Origin of the sequence: Methylocaldum sp. RMAD-M, assembly GCF_017832375.1 — a bacterium.
In the GTDB taxonomy this organism is placed as follows: Bacteria; Pseudomonadota; Gammaproteobacteria; order Methylococcales; family Methylococcaceae; genus Methylocaldum.
The window spans coordinates 54,190-70,091 of the sequence record NZ_JAFIBZ010000007.1; the positions used below are offsets into that span (position 1 = coordinate 54,190).

At 59.0% G+C, this 15,902-nt stretch carries 12 protein-coding genes; 11 read left to right on the forward strand and 1 reads right to left on the reverse strand.

The window, feature by feature from the left end:
- Positions 1–191 precede the first annotated feature (191 nt).
- The 11 genes from JOD69_RS09245 (at position 192) to lnt (ending at position 11,808) form a co-directional block, all read left to right on the forward strand.
- Positions 192–1,070, forward strand: coding sequence for a hypothetical protein (locus JOD69_RS09245; RefSeq protein WP_077730122.1), 879 nt, complete (start codon positions 192–194; stop codon positions 1,068–1,070).
- 45 nt (positions 1,071–1,115) lie between these two features.
- Positions 1,116–1,823 carry a rhomboid family intramembrane serine protease gene (locus tag JOD69_RS09250; RefSeq protein WP_077730123.1) on the forward strand — a complete coding sequence of 236 codons (708 nt, stop codon included), beginning with the start codon at positions 1,116–1,118 and terminating at the stop codon, positions 1,821–1,823.
- A gap of 3 nt (positions 1,824–1,826) precedes the next feature.
- Positions 1,827–3,323: an FAD-linked oxidase C-terminal domain-containing protein gene (locus JOD69_RS09255; protein WP_077730124.1), complete on the forward strand. Its 1,497-nt coding sequence runs from the start codon at positions 1,827–1,829 to the stop codon at positions 3,321–3,323.
- Entirely contained in the window at positions 3,323–4,384 is a 1,062-nt protein-coding gene (glcE, locus tag JOD69_RS09260; RefSeq protein WP_077730125.1) for a glycolate oxidase subunit GlcE, read from the forward strand. The genes JOD69_RS09255 and glcE overlap by 1 nt, the downstream gene beginning before the upstream one ends.
- A complete protein-coding gene (gene glcF, locus JOD69_RS09265; RefSeq protein WP_086135586.1) occupies positions 4,384–5,589 on the forward strand; it encodes a glycolate oxidase subunit GlcF in 1,206 nt (401 codons plus the stop codon). The genes glcE and glcF overlap by 1 nt, the downstream gene beginning before the upstream one ends.
- 133 nt (positions 5,590–5,722) lie before the next feature.
- Positions 5,723–6,262 carry a hypothetical protein gene (locus tag JOD69_RS09270; protein WP_086135585.1) on the forward strand — a complete coding sequence of 180 codons (540 nt, stop codon included), beginning with the start codon at positions 5,723–5,725 and terminating at the stop codon, positions 6,260–6,262.
- Between the two features lie 116 nt (positions 6,263–6,378).
- Entirely contained in the window at positions 6,379–7,752 is a 1,374-nt protein-coding gene (miaB, locus tag JOD69_RS09275; RefSeq protein WP_086135620.1) for a tRNA (N6-isopentenyl adenosine(37)-C2)-methylthiotransferase MiaB, read from the forward strand.
- Between the two features lie 13 nt (positions 7,753–7,765).
- Entirely contained in the window at positions 7,766–8,743 is a 978-nt protein-coding gene (locus tag JOD69_RS09280; protein WP_086135619.1) for a PhoH family protein, read from the forward strand.
- Between the two features lie 236 nt (positions 8,744–8,979).
- Positions 8,980–9,435 (forward strand): rRNA maturation RNase YbeY, encoded by a 456-nt coding sequence (gene ybeY, locus JOD69_RS09285; protein WP_077730129.1) that lies wholly within the window; start codon positions 8,980–8,982, stop codon positions 9,433–9,435.
- Entirely contained in the window at positions 9,432–10,298 is an 867-nt protein-coding gene (locus JOD69_RS09290) for a transporter associated domain-containing protein (RefSeq protein ID WP_077730130.1), read from the forward strand. Before ybeY ends, JOD69_RS09290 begins: the two co-directional genes overlap by 4 nt.
- A 13-nt stretch (positions 10,299–10,311) precedes the next feature.
- On the forward strand, positions 10,312–11,808 hold the full coding sequence (lnt, locus tag JOD69_RS09295) for an apolipoprotein N-acyltransferase (RefSeq protein WP_086135584.1): 1,497 nt from the start codon (positions 10,312–10,314) through the stop codon (positions 11,806–11,808).
- A gap of 83 nt (positions 11,809–11,891) precedes the next feature.
- On the opposite strand, the gene JOD69_RS09300 is transcribed toward lnt, so the two are convergent.
- Positions 11,892–15,800: an EAL domain-containing protein gene (locus JOD69_RS09300; RefSeq protein ID WP_077730132.1), complete on the reverse strand. Its 3,909-nt coding sequence runs from the start codon at positions 15,798–15,800 to the stop codon at positions 11,892–11,894.
- Positions 15,801–15,902 lie beyond the last annotated feature (102 nt).

Here is a 15,902-nt window from a genome sequence, read left to right on the forward strand (position 1 = left end):
CAGGCGAGAATCAGTAAGATTCGTTCAGAAATCGAAAACCGAATGGGTGTGCGGATGCAGGACAGGATGGGCTGCGGCCGGATAAAGAATAATTTTTGATGAAACATCTATGGCTAAGGCAATACAAAAAAACAAGAAACCTGGTCAGAGCGGCCGTAGTTCAGTCGATACCGTGAAACGGGTGTCCGACGATGCGTGACTTTGCAGCCTTTATCATGCGAAGCCGGCTGCATGCGATCGCAATAGCCGGGTTGTTCGGTGTTTTGTCGCTGAAGGTACTTCCGTTCGCCTTGCTCAGCGCTGCGGCGCTCGGTTTGGTCGCATTACGCAAAGGCTGGCTGGAAGGCGCGGTCGTGGCGATCGGTGCCGCGGTCGTGGTCGGGGCCGGCTTTTTTCTGATGGAGCTCAGGCCGGGATTGAATTTCCCGGTCGTGTTTGCGCTCTGGCTGCCGCTGCTGATTTGCGCGGAAGTTTTGCGGCGCACGGAGTCCCAGGGACTGGCGCTGCTTGTGGTGGGACTGACGGTCGGTCTGTTCGTCTTGGGAATGCATTTGGTTACCGGCGATGTGGTCGCCTTCTGGCAGTCATGGCTGAGGCGGGCTGTCGCCGCGGTGCCCGGTGCCACCGTTCAGGGGTTCGAGCGGGACGGAACCTTGCGCCTGATGAATGGTCTGATCGCCGTGCTTTACGGGATCGGCCTGATGTTCAGCCTGTTGTGCGCCCGTTGGCTGCAATCCCTGGTCTACAATCCCGGCGGATTCGGTCCCGAGTTTCAGCGTCTTCGACTGCCACGGCTCGCTTTACCGGTGGTCGTCGGCGCAATTTGGGCGTCGGGTACGGTGAGCCCGATCTTGGTCGCCGATCTCCTCATGGTCGCCGTGATGATTTATTTCTTCGCCGGATTGGCGATCGTGCACGCCCTGGTCGCCTTTCGCCGTTTGCACTGGACATGGTCGGCACCGCCGTATGTGGCTTTGATATTCGCGCCTCAATATGCCGTCGTGGGACTTGCTTTGGTCGGTGCCTTCGATGCCTTGATCGATTTTCGGACCCGAGTGAGGAAAAGGTGAGTCGGTGATGCGTCAGGCGCGCGGATTGCTAATCAGGATCGAGCGATGATTCCTTATCGGGACACCATTCCGACCCGGTATACGCCATGGATGACCTGGACGCTGATCGTGCTGAATCTGGCCGTTTTTGCCTACACCCAGTCGCTGTCCGAACAAGACTTGTACTTTTTTCTGAATTTCCATGGGCTGGTGCCGGCGCGGTATACGAATCCCGAGTGGGCGGCCAGGGTGGGGTACCCGGCCGGCGACTACACGCCGTTCGTGAGCAGTATGTTCATTCATGGCGGAGCGCTCCATCTGGTTCTCAACCTCTGGTTGCTTTGGATATTCGGAGACAACGTCGAGGACCGCATGGGGGGCGTGAGGTTTCTGGCCTTTTATCTGCTCTGCGGTTTGATTGCCGGAGCGGTGCATATTTACACCAATTCCCACTCCAATATCCCGACGATCGGAGCTTCCGGCGCCATAGCGGGTGTCATGGGGGCCTATTATTTCCTGTTTCCGTACGCTCGCGTGGTGATCTGGATGTTCTTCCTGCCCTGGTTCGTGGAGGTGCCGGCTATCGCCTTTTTGGGAATTTGGGTGATGATACAGCTTTATAAAGTCACCGTCGGTCTGCCGTCCGACGAGCCTTTCGCCGATGTCGCCTGGTTCGGGCATCTCGGCGGTTTCATAGCCGGTATGTTGTCGTATCGTCTCTTTTTGCTCTCCGGACGGAAGGACGACTCGTATTACAGAAGGCATTCGACCTGATTCATGACTTATCGCGTCCATCCGTCCGAACGGATTGCCCATCGCGTCGACCGGAACCATTTTCTCTGCCTCTTGAGCGAGCATATTGAGAGAGGGCGCCTGCTGTTCGATACGGAAGATCTCCGCCCCTATGAATGCGACGGGCTTTCCGCCTATCGGGAGCTGCCTTGGATCGTCGCTTTGCCGGAAACGATAGAAGAGGTGCAAGCCGTAGTTCGGCTGTGCCGGGAGCACGGCGTGCCCGTGGTCGCGCGGGGTGCGGGTACCGGGCTTTCCGGCGGGGCCTTGCCTATCGCCAACGGCGTCTTGCTGAGCCTCGCCAAATTCAACCGGATCATCGAAATCGACCGCGCGAACCGGACCGCCCGAGTCCAGCCGGGCGTCCGCAATCTCGCCATCTCGGAAGCCGCCGCGCCTTACGGGCTTTACTACGCGCCCGATCCGTCCTCGCAGATCGCCTGCACCATCGGCGGTAACGTCGCGGAGAACTCGGGCGGCGTCCATTGTCTCAAGTACGGATTGACCGTCCATAACGTCCTCCAGGTCCGGGTCGTGACCATGGACGGCGAACTCGTTGTGCTGGGCGGATCGGGGTACGACAGTCCAGGTTACGATCTGCTGGCGCTGATCACCGGTTCCGAGGGCTTATTGGGCGTGATCGTCGAGATTACCGTGAAGCTGCTTCCGATTCCCCCTTGCGCACAGGTGCTTTTGGCATCCTTCGACAGCGTCGAGGAGGCGGGCGGGGCGGTGGCCGCCATCATCGGCGCCGGCTTGCTTCCGGCCGGCCTCGAAATGATGGACAACATCACCATTCGGGTGGTGGAAGACTTCGTGCATGCGGGCTATCCGACCGGCGCCGCGGCGATCGTGCTCTGCGAATTCGACGGTATTGCCGAGCAGGTCGAAAGCGATCTTCTCAAGGCGCGGGAAATTTTCCGGGCGGAAGGCGCGACCGAGGTCCGTCAATCGACCAGCGAGGCCGAGCGCAAGACATTCTGGGCGGGCCGCAAGGCGGCATTTCCGGCGGCTGGGCGCATTTCTCCCGATTATTACTGCATGGACGGCACGATTCCGCGCAAGCGTTTGCCCGAAGTATTGCGCCGGATTTCGGAACTCTCGGCGCAATACGGGCTGGTCGTCGGCAATGTGTTTCATGCCGGCGACGGCAATCTGCATCCGCTCATCTTGTACGATGCAAACAATCCCGGAGAGCTGGAGCGCGTCGAAGAGCTGGGCGGGAAAATCCTGGAGGCTTGCGTCGAGGTCGGCGGGACCATTACCGGCGAACACGGCGTCGGGATCGAAAAGATCAATCAGATGTGCGTTCAGTTCCGGGCCGCTGAATTGGCGCAATTCCACTCGGTCAAAGCGGCTTTCGATCCCGCCGGGCTGCTCAATCCTGGAAAAGCGATCCCTACGCTGCACCGATGCGCCGAATTCGGCGCGATGCACGTCCACCGGGGACAGATCGCTCATCCCGATTTGGAACGTTTCTGATGGACGCCGATCTCAGCGAGAGCCTTCGTCAAGCCGTAGCGGAGGCGACGGATTCCGGAACGCCGCTCACGATCGTCGGCAGCGGGAGCAAGACCTTTTATGGCAGACCGTCGTCCGACAGCGTGGTGGGAACGGCCGGGCACGCCGGAGTCCTGCGCTACGAGCCGACCGAGTTGGTGCTGACCGTGCGCTGCGGCACGCGGCTGTCCGACATCGAATCCGTTCTGGCCGAGTGCGGCCAGATGCTGCCTTTCGAACCGCCTCATCTCGGCGAGAACGCAACCCTGGGAGGCACGCTGGCCTGCGGATTTTCCGGTCCCCGTCGGCCTTTCGCGGGCTCAGCGCGCGATTGCATGCTGGGTTGCAGGATCCTGAACGGCAAGGGCGAAATGCTTTCGTTCGGCGGCGAAGTCATGAAAAACGTCGCCGGTTTCGACATTTCAAGGCTCATGGTAGGCGCCATGGGCACGTTGGGCGTGATCCTGGAGGCGTCGCTCAAAGTGTCGCCCAAACCCGAGCGCGAGTTGACCGTGTGTTTCGAACGGAGCATCGAAGAAGCCTTGAACACCATGAATCTGTGGTGTTCCCAGCCGTGGCCGCTGTCAGGATTGGCCTATGACGGCAGCCGAATCTATGCGCGGTTGTCGGGTTCGGACCGGGCCGTCGATGCCGTATACCGAAAATTCGGCGGCGACGTTTGCGCCGAGGGGGACGAGTTCTGGCGGGACTTGCGCGAGCAGCGTCACGAATTCTTCCGCGCCGACGGCAACCTTTGGCGGATATCCCTGGCACCGGCCACCCCGGCTCTGGATTTGCCGGGTACGTGGTTCTACGACTGGGGCGGCGCGCTGCGCTGGCTGAAGACCGGCGCTCCGTCGGAGAACGTATTCCGGGCGGCGGAAGCGGCCGGCGGTCATGCGAGCTTGTTTCGAGGTCGATCCGGCGACGGGCGGGTGTTTCAGCCATTGCCGAACGGTTTGAAAGCTTTGCATGCGAGTCTGAAGCGGGCCTTCGATCCCATGGGCTTGTTCAACCCCGCACGGCTTTACGAGGACCTCTGATGCAAACCAGGCTGGCCGATTTCGTCAAAGACACGCCCGATGGTCGGGAAGCTGACGCGATTCTCAGAAATTGCGTGCATTGCGGATTCTGTACGGCCACGTGCCCGACCTACCAGCTTTTGGGGGATGAACTGGACGGTCCGCGCGGCCGCATTTATCTGCTGAAACAGATGTTGGAAGGACAGCCGGTCACGGCCAAGACGCAATTGCACCTGGACCGCTGCCTGACCTGCCGGGCTTGCGAAACGACCTGCCCGTCCGGCGTTCGGTACGGCAGGCTGGCCGATATCGGAAGGGGAATACTCGAGGAGAAAGTCCGGCGTCCCTGGCTGCAACGCGTTCAGCGGCTGGCTCTGCGCAAGCTGATGCCGTATCCCGAGCGCTTCGGCCTGCTCGTGGGGCTTGCCAGGCTGGCTCGGCCCGTGCTGCCGGCGGCGGTCCGTGCCAAGATCCCCCCCAAGACTTGGAGCCCGGCGTGGCCGCCCGCGAGACATGCCCGCAGGGTGCTGATCCTGAAAGGTTGCGTGCAACCAGTGATGGCACCGGCCGTCGACGCCGCCGCCGCGAATGTCCTGGACAGAATCGGCATCAGCGCGATTCGCGTCCAGGGGAGCGGCTGCTGCGGGGCACTGAGCCATCACCTGGCGGCACATGAGGAAGGCGCGGCGTTCATGCGGCGCAACATAGACGCCTTGTGGCCGCATATCGAACGGGGGGCGGAGGCGATCGTCAGCACCGCCAGCGGCTGCGGGGTGATGCTCAAGGAATATGTCGACGTGCTCAAGCACGACCCAGGGTACGCCGCGAAGGCCGAACGCATCTCCGCGCTGGCGAAGGATATCGGCGAGGTCTTGGCCGGCGAGGACTTGTCCCCGCTCAGGAGATCGAATGAACGCCGAATCGCGTTCCATTCGCCCTGCACGCTCCAGCACGGCCAGAAATTGAGCGGATTGGTCGAAAGCCTGCTGTCGGGATTGGGGTTCGAGCTGACTCCCATCGACCAGCCCCATCTCTGCTGCGGTTCGGCCGGAACGTACTCGTTGCTGCAGCCGGAGCTTTCCCGGCGGCTTTTGGTCGAGAAAATCCGAGGTCTCGAACAAGGCCGGCCGGAGTGCATCGCGACCGCCAACATAGGCTGCTGGGCTCATTTGCGGTCCAGGGCCAAGGTGCCGGTCCGTCACTGGATCGAATTGCTTCAGCCATAATTCCGCAACTTTCGTCGCGACGCTGACCTCTTGACAAGCTCGATTGTCGAATGCTAAACCGACGCCGATATCAAGAAATGAATTGTTTCCTTCATGTAGCGAGTTGTGTCAATCAGCAATCAGGAGGACGGTCATGAAGCGTATGTACTATCTCACCAGTAATCTCGACAGCACCGAGCAGATTTCGAACGATATGCACCAAGCAGGCATTACCGACTGGCATTTTCATGTCGTCAGCAAAGACGAGGCAGGCCTTTACCGACGTCATATACACGCTGCAAATCTCATTCAAAAACATGACGTTATCCGATCCGGCGAACGCGGGGCGGTGATAGGCGGCATCGTTGCATTGTTAGCTACGGCGTATGTTATGGCCGCTGAGCCCTTCGGATCGGACGTCAGCGGCTTGGTCTATGTTGCGATCTTCGGCTTCATCACGCTCTTCGGAGCCTGGGTAGGCGGTTTGAGCGGCTTGGCTACGGAGAATCACGCCATAGCCCAGTACCACGACGACATTAACGCCGGGAAATATCTGATCATGATCGACGTGCGCCGCGACCAGGAGGAGAGCGTCCGCTCGCTGATGGGGGAAAAGCATCCGGAAGCACGGCTGATGCGGGTGGGCTCGACTTTCGTCAATCCGTTCGAGTTTGCCAAAACGACACCTGCCTGAATTATTAATCCTTTACGCTTGGCCCTCGGTATTCACGCGATACTAGGTCGTTTGGAACAAACGATCGGTGGCTAATTTTGGTAAAATTTGGCCACCGATTCGTTTTCCTGCCGAGAATGACCCAAAAACTTTTCATAGAAACCATTGGTTGCCAAATGAACGAGTACGATTCCGCGAAGATGCGCGACGTACTCCATGCTTCCCATGGCTTCGAGCTGACCAACGACCCCGAGGAAGCCGATGTCTTGCTGCTGAATACCTGTTCAGTCCGGGAAAAGGCACAAGAAAAGGTTTTTTCGGAATTGGGACGCTGGCGCCCGCTCAAGGACAAGAAACCCGGCGTCGTCATAGGCGTCGGCGGTTGTGTCGCCAGCCAGGAAGGGGAGGCCTTGCAGCGGCGCGCCCCCTATGTCGATATGGTTTTCGGTCCGCAGACCCTGCATAGGCTGCCGGAACTGCTGGACAAAGTAAGAAAGGATAGAGCGCCCGCCATCGATGTTTCTTTCCCGGAGATCGAAAAGTTCGATGCGCTTCCGGAGCCGCGCGCGGAAGGACCCAAAGCCTTTGTCTCGATCATGGAAGGGTGCAGCAAATATTGTACGTTTTGTGTCGTACCTTACACGCGGGGCGAAGAGATCAGCCGTCCTTTGGACGACGTGATCGCGGAAATCGTCGCTTTGACGGAGCAGGGCGTGCGCGAGGTGGTGTTGTTGGGACAGAACGTCAATGCGTACCGAGGTGTGATGGCCGACGGCGAAATCGCCGATTTTGCTTTGCTGCTGAATTACGTGGCTGCGATCGACGGTATAGAGCGCATTCGATTCACCACGTCTCACCCGGTGGAATTTACCGACAGTCTAATCGAAGCTTACGCGGAAATTCCAAAACTGGCAGACCATTTGCATCTCCCCGTACAAAGCGGCAGCAACCGAGTTTTGAGCTTGATGAAACGCGGACATACCCGCGAAGAGTACATCGAGAAAATGCAGAGGCTGCGGGAGGTCAGACCCAACCTCAGTTTGTCGTCGGATTTTATCGTCGGATTTCCCGGCGAAACCGAACAGGACTTCGAAGAGACCATGGATATGATAGAAACTCTGGGTTTCGATCATTCTTACAGCTTTATTTACAGTCCCCGTCCCGGTACGCCGGCGGCCGAAATGACAGACGATGTGCCCATGACGGTGAAAAAGGAACGCTTGGCCCGGTTGCAGACGAGAATCAACGAAATGTCGGCGGAAATTTCCCTCGGCATGGTCAATACGGTGCAGCGTATATTGGTCGAGGGCCTTTCGAAAAAGGATTACGCTCAACTGAGCGGACGTACCGAGAACAACCGGGTAGTCAATTTCTCGGGCCCGTCGAAGCTAATCGGTCAATTTCTGGATGTCCTGATCGTCGAAGCACTGCCCAACTCGCTGCGGGGCAGATGGGTAAACACCTCGGCTCCCGATTTTTCAACCCACGAGACCAGCGGTCTCACCGCATAACTTGCTTAATCATCTGAACTCCTTGCATCTCACTTTAGAACCCGCCGACAACGAGCGGCTGGCCAGTTTGTGTGGCCAATTCGATGAACATCTGCGCCAGATCGAAAGACGGCTGGGCGTGGAGATCGCCAACCGCGGCAATCAGTTCGAAATCATAGGCTCCGGCAAACCGGTGCAGGCCGCGTACAAAGTGCTTCAAAGCCTGTTCGATGCGACCTCGCACGAGGTGATGACGCCCGAGCGCGTCCATCTGTCCTTGCAGGACTCCAATATCGCCGCCATGCTGGAAAGTGCCGGCGACGAGGTCGAACCGCTCGCCATCCGAACCAAGCGTGGCGCGATCAAGCCGAAAGGCGCCAATCAGCAGCGTTATCTCAAGAATATCCAGAGCCACGATATCAACTTCGGCGTCGGCCCCGCCGGAACGGGCAAGACCTATCTGGCCGTGGCTTGTGCCGTTGCCGCCTTGGAACGGGACGAAGTCAGGCGCCTGATTCTCGCGCGTCCGGCGGTCGAAGCCGGCGAGAAGTTGGGCTTCTTGCCGGGCGACATGGCGCAAAAGGTGGATCCTTATTTGCGGCCCTTGTACGACGCTCTCTACGAAATGCTGGGTTTCGAGCGGGTGGCCAAGCTCATCGAGCGCAACGTGATCGAGGTGGCGCCTCTCGCGTTCATGCGCGGACGCACCTTGAACGAGTCGTTCATCATCCTGGACGAGGCGCAGAACACGACCGTCGAGCAGATCAAGATGTTTCTGACGCGGGTGGGGTTCGGTTCCAAGGCCGTGATCACCGGCGACATTACCCAGATCGACCTGCCACGCAACAAGGAATCGGGGCTAAGACATGTCTTGGAGGTCTTGCGCGATGTCGAAGGCATCAGCTTTACCTTCTTTACGTCTCAGGACGTCGTGCGCCATCCTCTGGTGCAACGTATCGTCGCAGCTTACGAGGCCTACGAGCGAGCGAATGTGACCGATCGATCAGCATGATCCTAGAAACGGCAGTTGACCGCTTCGATGCATCAGAAAAGTCCAATGAATTATAAGTGTCCAACCGTGTACCGATCTCACCTGTTCGGTGAAACCACTACGCGCGCGATTGCACGGCGGACGGGCCGCCTGGCGGCGTTGCTCCTTCTTGTGGGGGACGGCCCCACGGCGGCGTCGCGCCTTGCCATCCGGCCCGTCCGCCGCACACTCGCGCGCGTCCAACTGCCGTTTCTAGGATGATAAGCGTCGAAGTCCAGCACGCCACAGTGCGGCAGTGGGTCCCGGAAGACGGAAAATTTCTGCACTGGGCGAGCGCGGCGGCGAAACGGGAGGATGCCGAGTTAGTCATACGGATTGTGGACGAGACGGAAAGCGCCGAATTGAACGAGCATTACCGGCACAAGGCCGGACCGACGAATATTCTCAGTTTTCCTTTTGAAGTGCCGGAAGGCGTTCCCAATCAGTTGCTGGGCGATCTCGTCATCTGTGCCGCCGTCGTCGAGCGCGAAGCGCGCGAGCAAGGCAAAACACTCGAAGCCCACTGGGCGCATATGGTGGTGCACGGTGTGCTGCACCTGCAAGGTTATGATCACATCTCGGAAAGCGACGCCGCCGTCATGGAGGCGGAAGAGATCGCTATTCTCAATGATCTAGGATTTCCCAATCCCTATGAGGAGATCATCACGTCATGAACGAGGAGCAAACGGGCGAGCATCGAAGTTGGCTCGAACGACTAGGCCTTTTCTTCACGGGTGAGCCCGAGGACCGCGAGGATTTATTGGAATTGTTGCGCGCTGCTCAGAAGCGGAATCTGATCGAGCTGGAAGCGCTTTCGATGATCGAAGGGGTCATGCAAGTCTCGGAACTCAAGGTCCGTGACATCATGATTCCCAGAGCCCAAATGGTCGTGGTTTCGCAGGATGCGGAACTGGAGACGATATTTCCGTTGGTGGCCGAGTCCGCCCATTCCCGCTATCCCGTCATTGGAGAGGATCGTACCGAAGTGGTCGGCATTCTCCTGGTGAAGGACCTTTTGATTCACAGCCTCAAGGACAAGACGAAGCGGGTAAAGGAAATCATGCGTCCCGCCCAATTCGTCCCGGAAAGCAAACGACTCAACGTGCTGCTCAAAGAATTCCGTACGACCCGCAGTCACATGGCTATCGTGGTCGACGAGTACGGCGCTGCGGCCGGTTTGGTGACGATCGAGGACGTCTTGGAACAGATCGTCGGAGAGATCGAGGACGAGCACGATTTCGGCGAAGAGGAATACATTTTCAGGAAGAACGATCGCGAATATACGTTGAAGGCTCTGACGCCGATCGACGAGTTCAACGATTACTTTTACGTCGACTTCAACGACGATGAATTCGATACCATCGGGGGGCTGATCGTTCACCAACTCGGCCATGTCCCCAAGAGGGGCGAGAAAGTGGAGATCGATCGCTTCCGCTTCATCGTGCTGCGGGCCGACAGTCGCCGCGTGCACTTACTGAAGCTGATCCTTCTGCCCCAGCCCGAAAGTCAATCCGAGACTAGCGCTCGCGTGGATTGATAAGATTCTGACCGTGTTTTACGACATCCTGGCTCTGATCGGCGGTCTATTGTTGCCGCTGGCGTTTGCCCCGTTCGACTATCCCATTCTTGCCGTCATCGGCTTATTTCTCTTGTTCGCAAGCTGGCTGAACGTCTCGCCGGGGAGGGCGTTTTTGCGCGGCTATCTATTCGGCTTGGGACAATTCGGCCTGGGCGTTTCCTGGGTTTACGTCAGCATGCACGATTACGGCGGCGCCAGTCCGCTGGAGGCCGCAGCGCTGACCTTCGTGTTCACGGCCTTCCTGGCGCTTTATCCGGCACTGGCAGGTTGGCTTTCGCGTCGCTTTTTCATCGGAAGCCGGATCTATCAATCGCTCATCGTTTTTCCGGCCGTTTGGATTTTGGGGGAATGGGTACGAGGCTGGTTCCTGACAGGGTTTCCGTGGCTGCAAGTCGGCTACAGCCAAATCGACACCCCGTTGGCCGCCTACGGCCCCGTCCTCGGGGTCTACGGTATCGGCTGGGTGGTGGCCTTCGTGGCGGGAGGAGTCCTCGCGGCATTTTACTCGGCGCGCAAACCGCGGACCCTCATAGCCGTTGCGATCGTCTTAGTGCTCGGCATGGGTAGGGTGCTGAGCGGCGTTTCCTGGACGCAGCCTGCGGGTGAGCCGTTCAAGGTGACCTTGCTCCAGGGTAACGTGCCTCAAGACATGAAATGGCAGCCCGAATTCCAGCGGGAAACGCTGCAAATGTACACCGAGATGACGCGGAAATCGTGGGGTTCGCGGCTGGTCGTTTGGCCGGAAACCGCCATTCCGGCGTTTTACCATCAGGTCAAGGAGACCTTTCTTGCCGATCTGGAGACGGAAGCGGCGGCGCGGGGTACCGATCTCCTGATCGGCGTACCGTTTTACGATCAAACCCAAGACCGCTATTTCAATGCTGTCGTTGCGCTGGGAGAAACGCCGGGGATCTATTTCAAACGGCATTTGGTACCTTTCGGAGAATATCTGCCGCTGCGGCCGGTGCTGGGTTTCATACTGGACATTCTGGAAATTCCTCTGTCCGATTTCGCCAGCGGAAACGGCGGCCAAGCGGCTCTGGTCGCTGCGGGGCATCCTCTGGCAGCCTCGATCTGCTATGAGGACATCTTCGGCCAGGAGTCGCTGGCCGTTCTACCTCAGGCGGCGTATCTCGTAAACGTTACGAACGACGCCTGGTTCGGCGACTCTATCGCACCCCACCAACATGTGCAGATGGCACGGATGAGGGCGCTCGAAACCGGACGTTACATGCTGCGCGCCACCAACACCGGTATAACCGCGATTATCAGCCCTAAGGGCAAAATCGATGTCGCCGCGCCTTTGTTTCAGCGTACTCAGGTGGCCGGGACGATCACGCCCATCGAAGGCAGCACGCCTTACGCGCGGTGGGGCGACTGGCCGGTCGTCGTGGTTCTGGGGATGGGCTTGAGTTTCGCGGCTTGGCGTCGTCGGCGCATCCTACAGACGGATTCGTCAGCCGAGTAGGTCGGGAATCCTTTCCCGACATCGCGGGTTGGTTAGGCGTTCGTCGGCAAAGGCTTGTTGATCGGCGCCTATCCCATGACGCCCTACGCCGCGATCGACGGCAATGGCAGCCTTCGGTTCTCGCGCAGCAGACGGCCGAATTGCTCCGCCGTGACCGGACGGCTCGAATAATAACCCTGCATGTCGTCGCACCTGTGCCGGCAGAGGAAAGTCAATTGTTCCAGGGTTTCCACGCCCTCCGCGATGACCTTGAGACCAAGGGTGTGGCCAAGCGAGATGACGGTTTGCACGATCACGGCATCATTGGTGTCGGTTGCGATGTCGCGGACGAAGGACTGGTCTATTTTCAGCCGGTCGAACGGTAGCCGCTTGAGATAACTCAGGCTGGAATAGCCCGTTCCGAAATCGTCCACCGAAAGCTTTACGCCCAACTCTTTCAATTCCTCCAAAATCGGAATGAAACGCTCGGGATCGTGCATGACCATGGTTTCGGTCAATTCCAATTCCAGATAGCGGCCTTCCAGTCCGGTTTCCCGTAGCGTCTGGTTGACCAGTTTGACGAGATTTCCGCGTTTCAATTGCTTAGCCGAAAGATTGACGGCGACGTCGAACGGCGACAGTCCCGCATCCTGCCAGGCTTTGCTCTGCAAACATGCGGTTTTCAGAGCCCAAGAGCCGATCGCGTGGATTAAACCGGTTTCCTCGGCCATGGGGATAAACCGGGAAGGCAACACCAAGCCTAAGTCCGGATGGCGCCACCGGATCAGCGCTTCCGAGCCGATGATCCTTCCGCCCCTGAGTTCGACCTTGGGCTGATAAAAGAGCTCGAATTGCTGCTGTTCCAAAGCCCGCCGCAACGCGCTTTCCATTTTGATGCGTTCGATCGCGCGCTGGCTCATTTCGCGGGCATAAAGCCTGAAACCGCTGCCGCCTTCCTCCTTGGTTCGGTACATCGCCGTGTCCGCATGCTTGAGCAGCGTCTCCATGTCTTCGCCGTCGGCGGGATAAACGCTCGCTCCGATGCTGCCGCTCATGAACAGTTCGCGTCCCTCGATCAGGAAAGGTTTGGCGATAGCCCGCAAGATCTTGACGGCTACGAACTCGATGTCTTCCATTCTTTCGAGATCCGAGAGCAAGATAAGGAATTCGTCGCCGCCTTGCCTGGCTACCGTATCGCCCTCGCGGACGGACGCCTGGAGACGCTCGGCGACGGCCTGTAGCAAGGCGTCGCCGAGCGCGTGGCCGAAGCTATCGTTGACATCCTTGAACCGGTCCAGATCGAGAAACAGCAAGGCTAAAGGCCGCTCGGTGCGCTTGGCGTGGGCCAGCGCCTGAGACAGGCGGTCGGCGAGCAGGGTGCGGTTGGGTAAATGAGTCAGGGCATCGTGGGTCGCCAGGTACTCGATGCTGGCCTCATATTTCTTTCGCTCGGTAATGTCACTTGCGACGCCGTCGAGACGCATAGGGTTTCCGGCCTTGTCGTAAATGACCTTGACCCGGTCTTCCAGCCAGCGTATTTCGCCGTCCGGACGCAGAATACGGTATTCCGCGGTCAACGTACCCGTCTCCAATAGCTCTCCCAGGGTTTTCTGCATCCGCTCCCGGTCATCGGGATGGACGCTTTGCAGCCAGAGGTCCTTGTTCTTCATGAAGTCAGCGACGGGCCGGCCCCAAACTTTCTCCGCCGCGGCGTTGACGTAAAGCGTTTCGCCGGTCGTCGGCGAGAGAGACCAAACGATATTGTCTATCGAGCCGAGGATGCTGCTCAGTTTTTCTTCGGAAATCTTGAGTTCTTCCTCGGTACGTTTACGTTCCACGAACAGGCCGATTTGGCTGCCGATCGCGGTGAACATGTTCATCAAATCTTCCTTGGGTTTGCGGATTTCCCGGCTGAAAAACTCGATGGCTCCGAGCACCCGGCCCTCGAAGCGTATCGGAAAGCCGAATGCGGCGCGGAGCCCGGCATTTCCGGCGAGTGAGGCTCGCAAGAAGCTGGGGTCCCGTGAGAGATCCGCAATCCAGATGGACTTTGCGGACATCCAGATGCGTCCCGGCAGTCCTGCTCCGGGCGCAAAACTCATCGACCGGCTGGACGCTGCGAATTCCTCGGTATCGGAACCGTCCCTGCGCCAGAGGCCCGCGCAGCGCGCCACTTTCGCCCTGTCGTCCACCACCCATAGCGCCCCCACATCCACATCCCAGTTCAGAGTCTCGCAAATCACTTGCAGAATCTTTGGGCTCGCTTCCGCTACCGTTGCCGACTCGGCCAAAATCCGGGCTACTTCGTATTGCGTCGTCAGACGCCGTTCCGCGCGATCGCGGGCTGCTTGGGTTCGGAGGTTGGCTATGCCGTATGCGATATCGTCCGCCAGCTCTTCCATCAGGGCCTGTTCATCGGGACCGAACGCGCCCGGCACGTTGTCGTAAATGCTTAAGGCGCCAAATGTATGGGAGTCGGTTTTGAGGGGGAGGGCGATGACGGAGCGATAGCCCCGCGAGAGAACGTTTTCCCGCCAACCGGGCCATTCCCGAATGATCGCCAGGTCCGGCACGACAACCGTTCTTCCGCTGCGGATCGCCCTGCCGACGGGCGTGCAACAGCTGTCCGTGTCCATCTTGGTGAATCGCCATTCTTGAAGGCACCCGACTTCGCAACCTGCGTGGGCGACCGGGACCAGCGTTCTGTGTTCTTCGTCGCGGACCACGCCGATCCAAGCCATCGGATAGTGGCCCGCTTCGACCATGGTTTGGCACATCTGATCGAACAGGTCGTGCTCCTCCCGGGCATGAATCAACGCGTGGTTGCATTCGGCCATCACGGCGCGCGCACGCAAGGTTTTGCGCAACGACTCCTGAGCCTGCTTACGTTCGGTGATTTCGAGCTGCAAGGCCACGGCCCGGCGCTGCAATTCGTCGTAGAATCCGAGATTTTCATAAGCGGTCGCCACCTGGGCCGTTACGGTAGCGGCGATATCCTCATCGATTTCGTCGAATTCCGCCGCTCCCACCTTATTGGCGACATAAACCCAGCCATAGAGTCGGCTCGAGGATGCAATCGGCAAACCGAGGAGGGAATGGACCGGCGGGTGTGCGGCGGGCAGACCCAAGACCTCGGGATCGCCGCTCAATCCGGCAACGCGCAGTGGACGGCGTTCGGTCAGCAAACGGGCCAAAATTCCGCTTTTGGGCGGCAACGAGTTCGAAAGATCTATCGTTAGGTCTTCCATGCCGCGCGTGTAGACCCGGCACAGGTGTACCTCGTCCTCCTCCAGCAAGCCGACGACGGCATATTGGGCGGCACAGACGTCGTGGGCAGCCCGGCAAAAGGTCTCGAGCAGCCGTTCCGGATCGCGGACCGAGGTAAGTTCCAGTCCCAACTCGATGAGCGTGGCGAGCCTGAGACTGATCTCTTGCAGACGAGTCAGGGACATCGAGAAGCGTGCGGCAATGTCGCGTAACTCGGGCTCTCCGACTGCCGCCGGTGCGGACTCGATGATCCGCGCTACCGACTGGCGGATCGTCTCGATATCGGAGAAGTAGCCTGTGAGTTGGCCGGTTATATCGCCGAGCGACTCCGTACCGCGCTGAGTCGCCGTCTCGGGCAGACGGTCGGGTTCTATCGCGGGCAGCCCGAGCACGTTTTGTACGACGCCGAGAATTTCCTCGGGCGAGGAGGGTTTGGCCAACACGGCGGTCACTCCGCAGGCCTCGGCCAAGCTTCGCGCTTCCGGCGTGCGGTAGGTTGCGGTGTAAAAGATCACGCGGGTATCCGCGAGCGACGGTTCGGCGCGGAGACGGTTTACCAGTTCGTATCCGTCGATAGCCGGCATCAAGATATCGGTGATAACCAGATCGGGATGCTCGGCTCGGACGAGGTCCAGAGCTTCCGCGCCGTCCGAAGCCTCGAGCAGGCGATGGCCGCCGTAGCCGAGGAGCGTTACCAGAAACTCTCGGTTTAGGGGGCGGTCGTCAACGATCAGAATCTTAGCCATACCGGGCTCCGTCCAGACAATGCTCGATCATTTTCAGCGAGTCAGCGGTTCGATGGGTTTATTAACCCGGCCCATAAATGTAGGCCGAGTTATTTCGGGGCA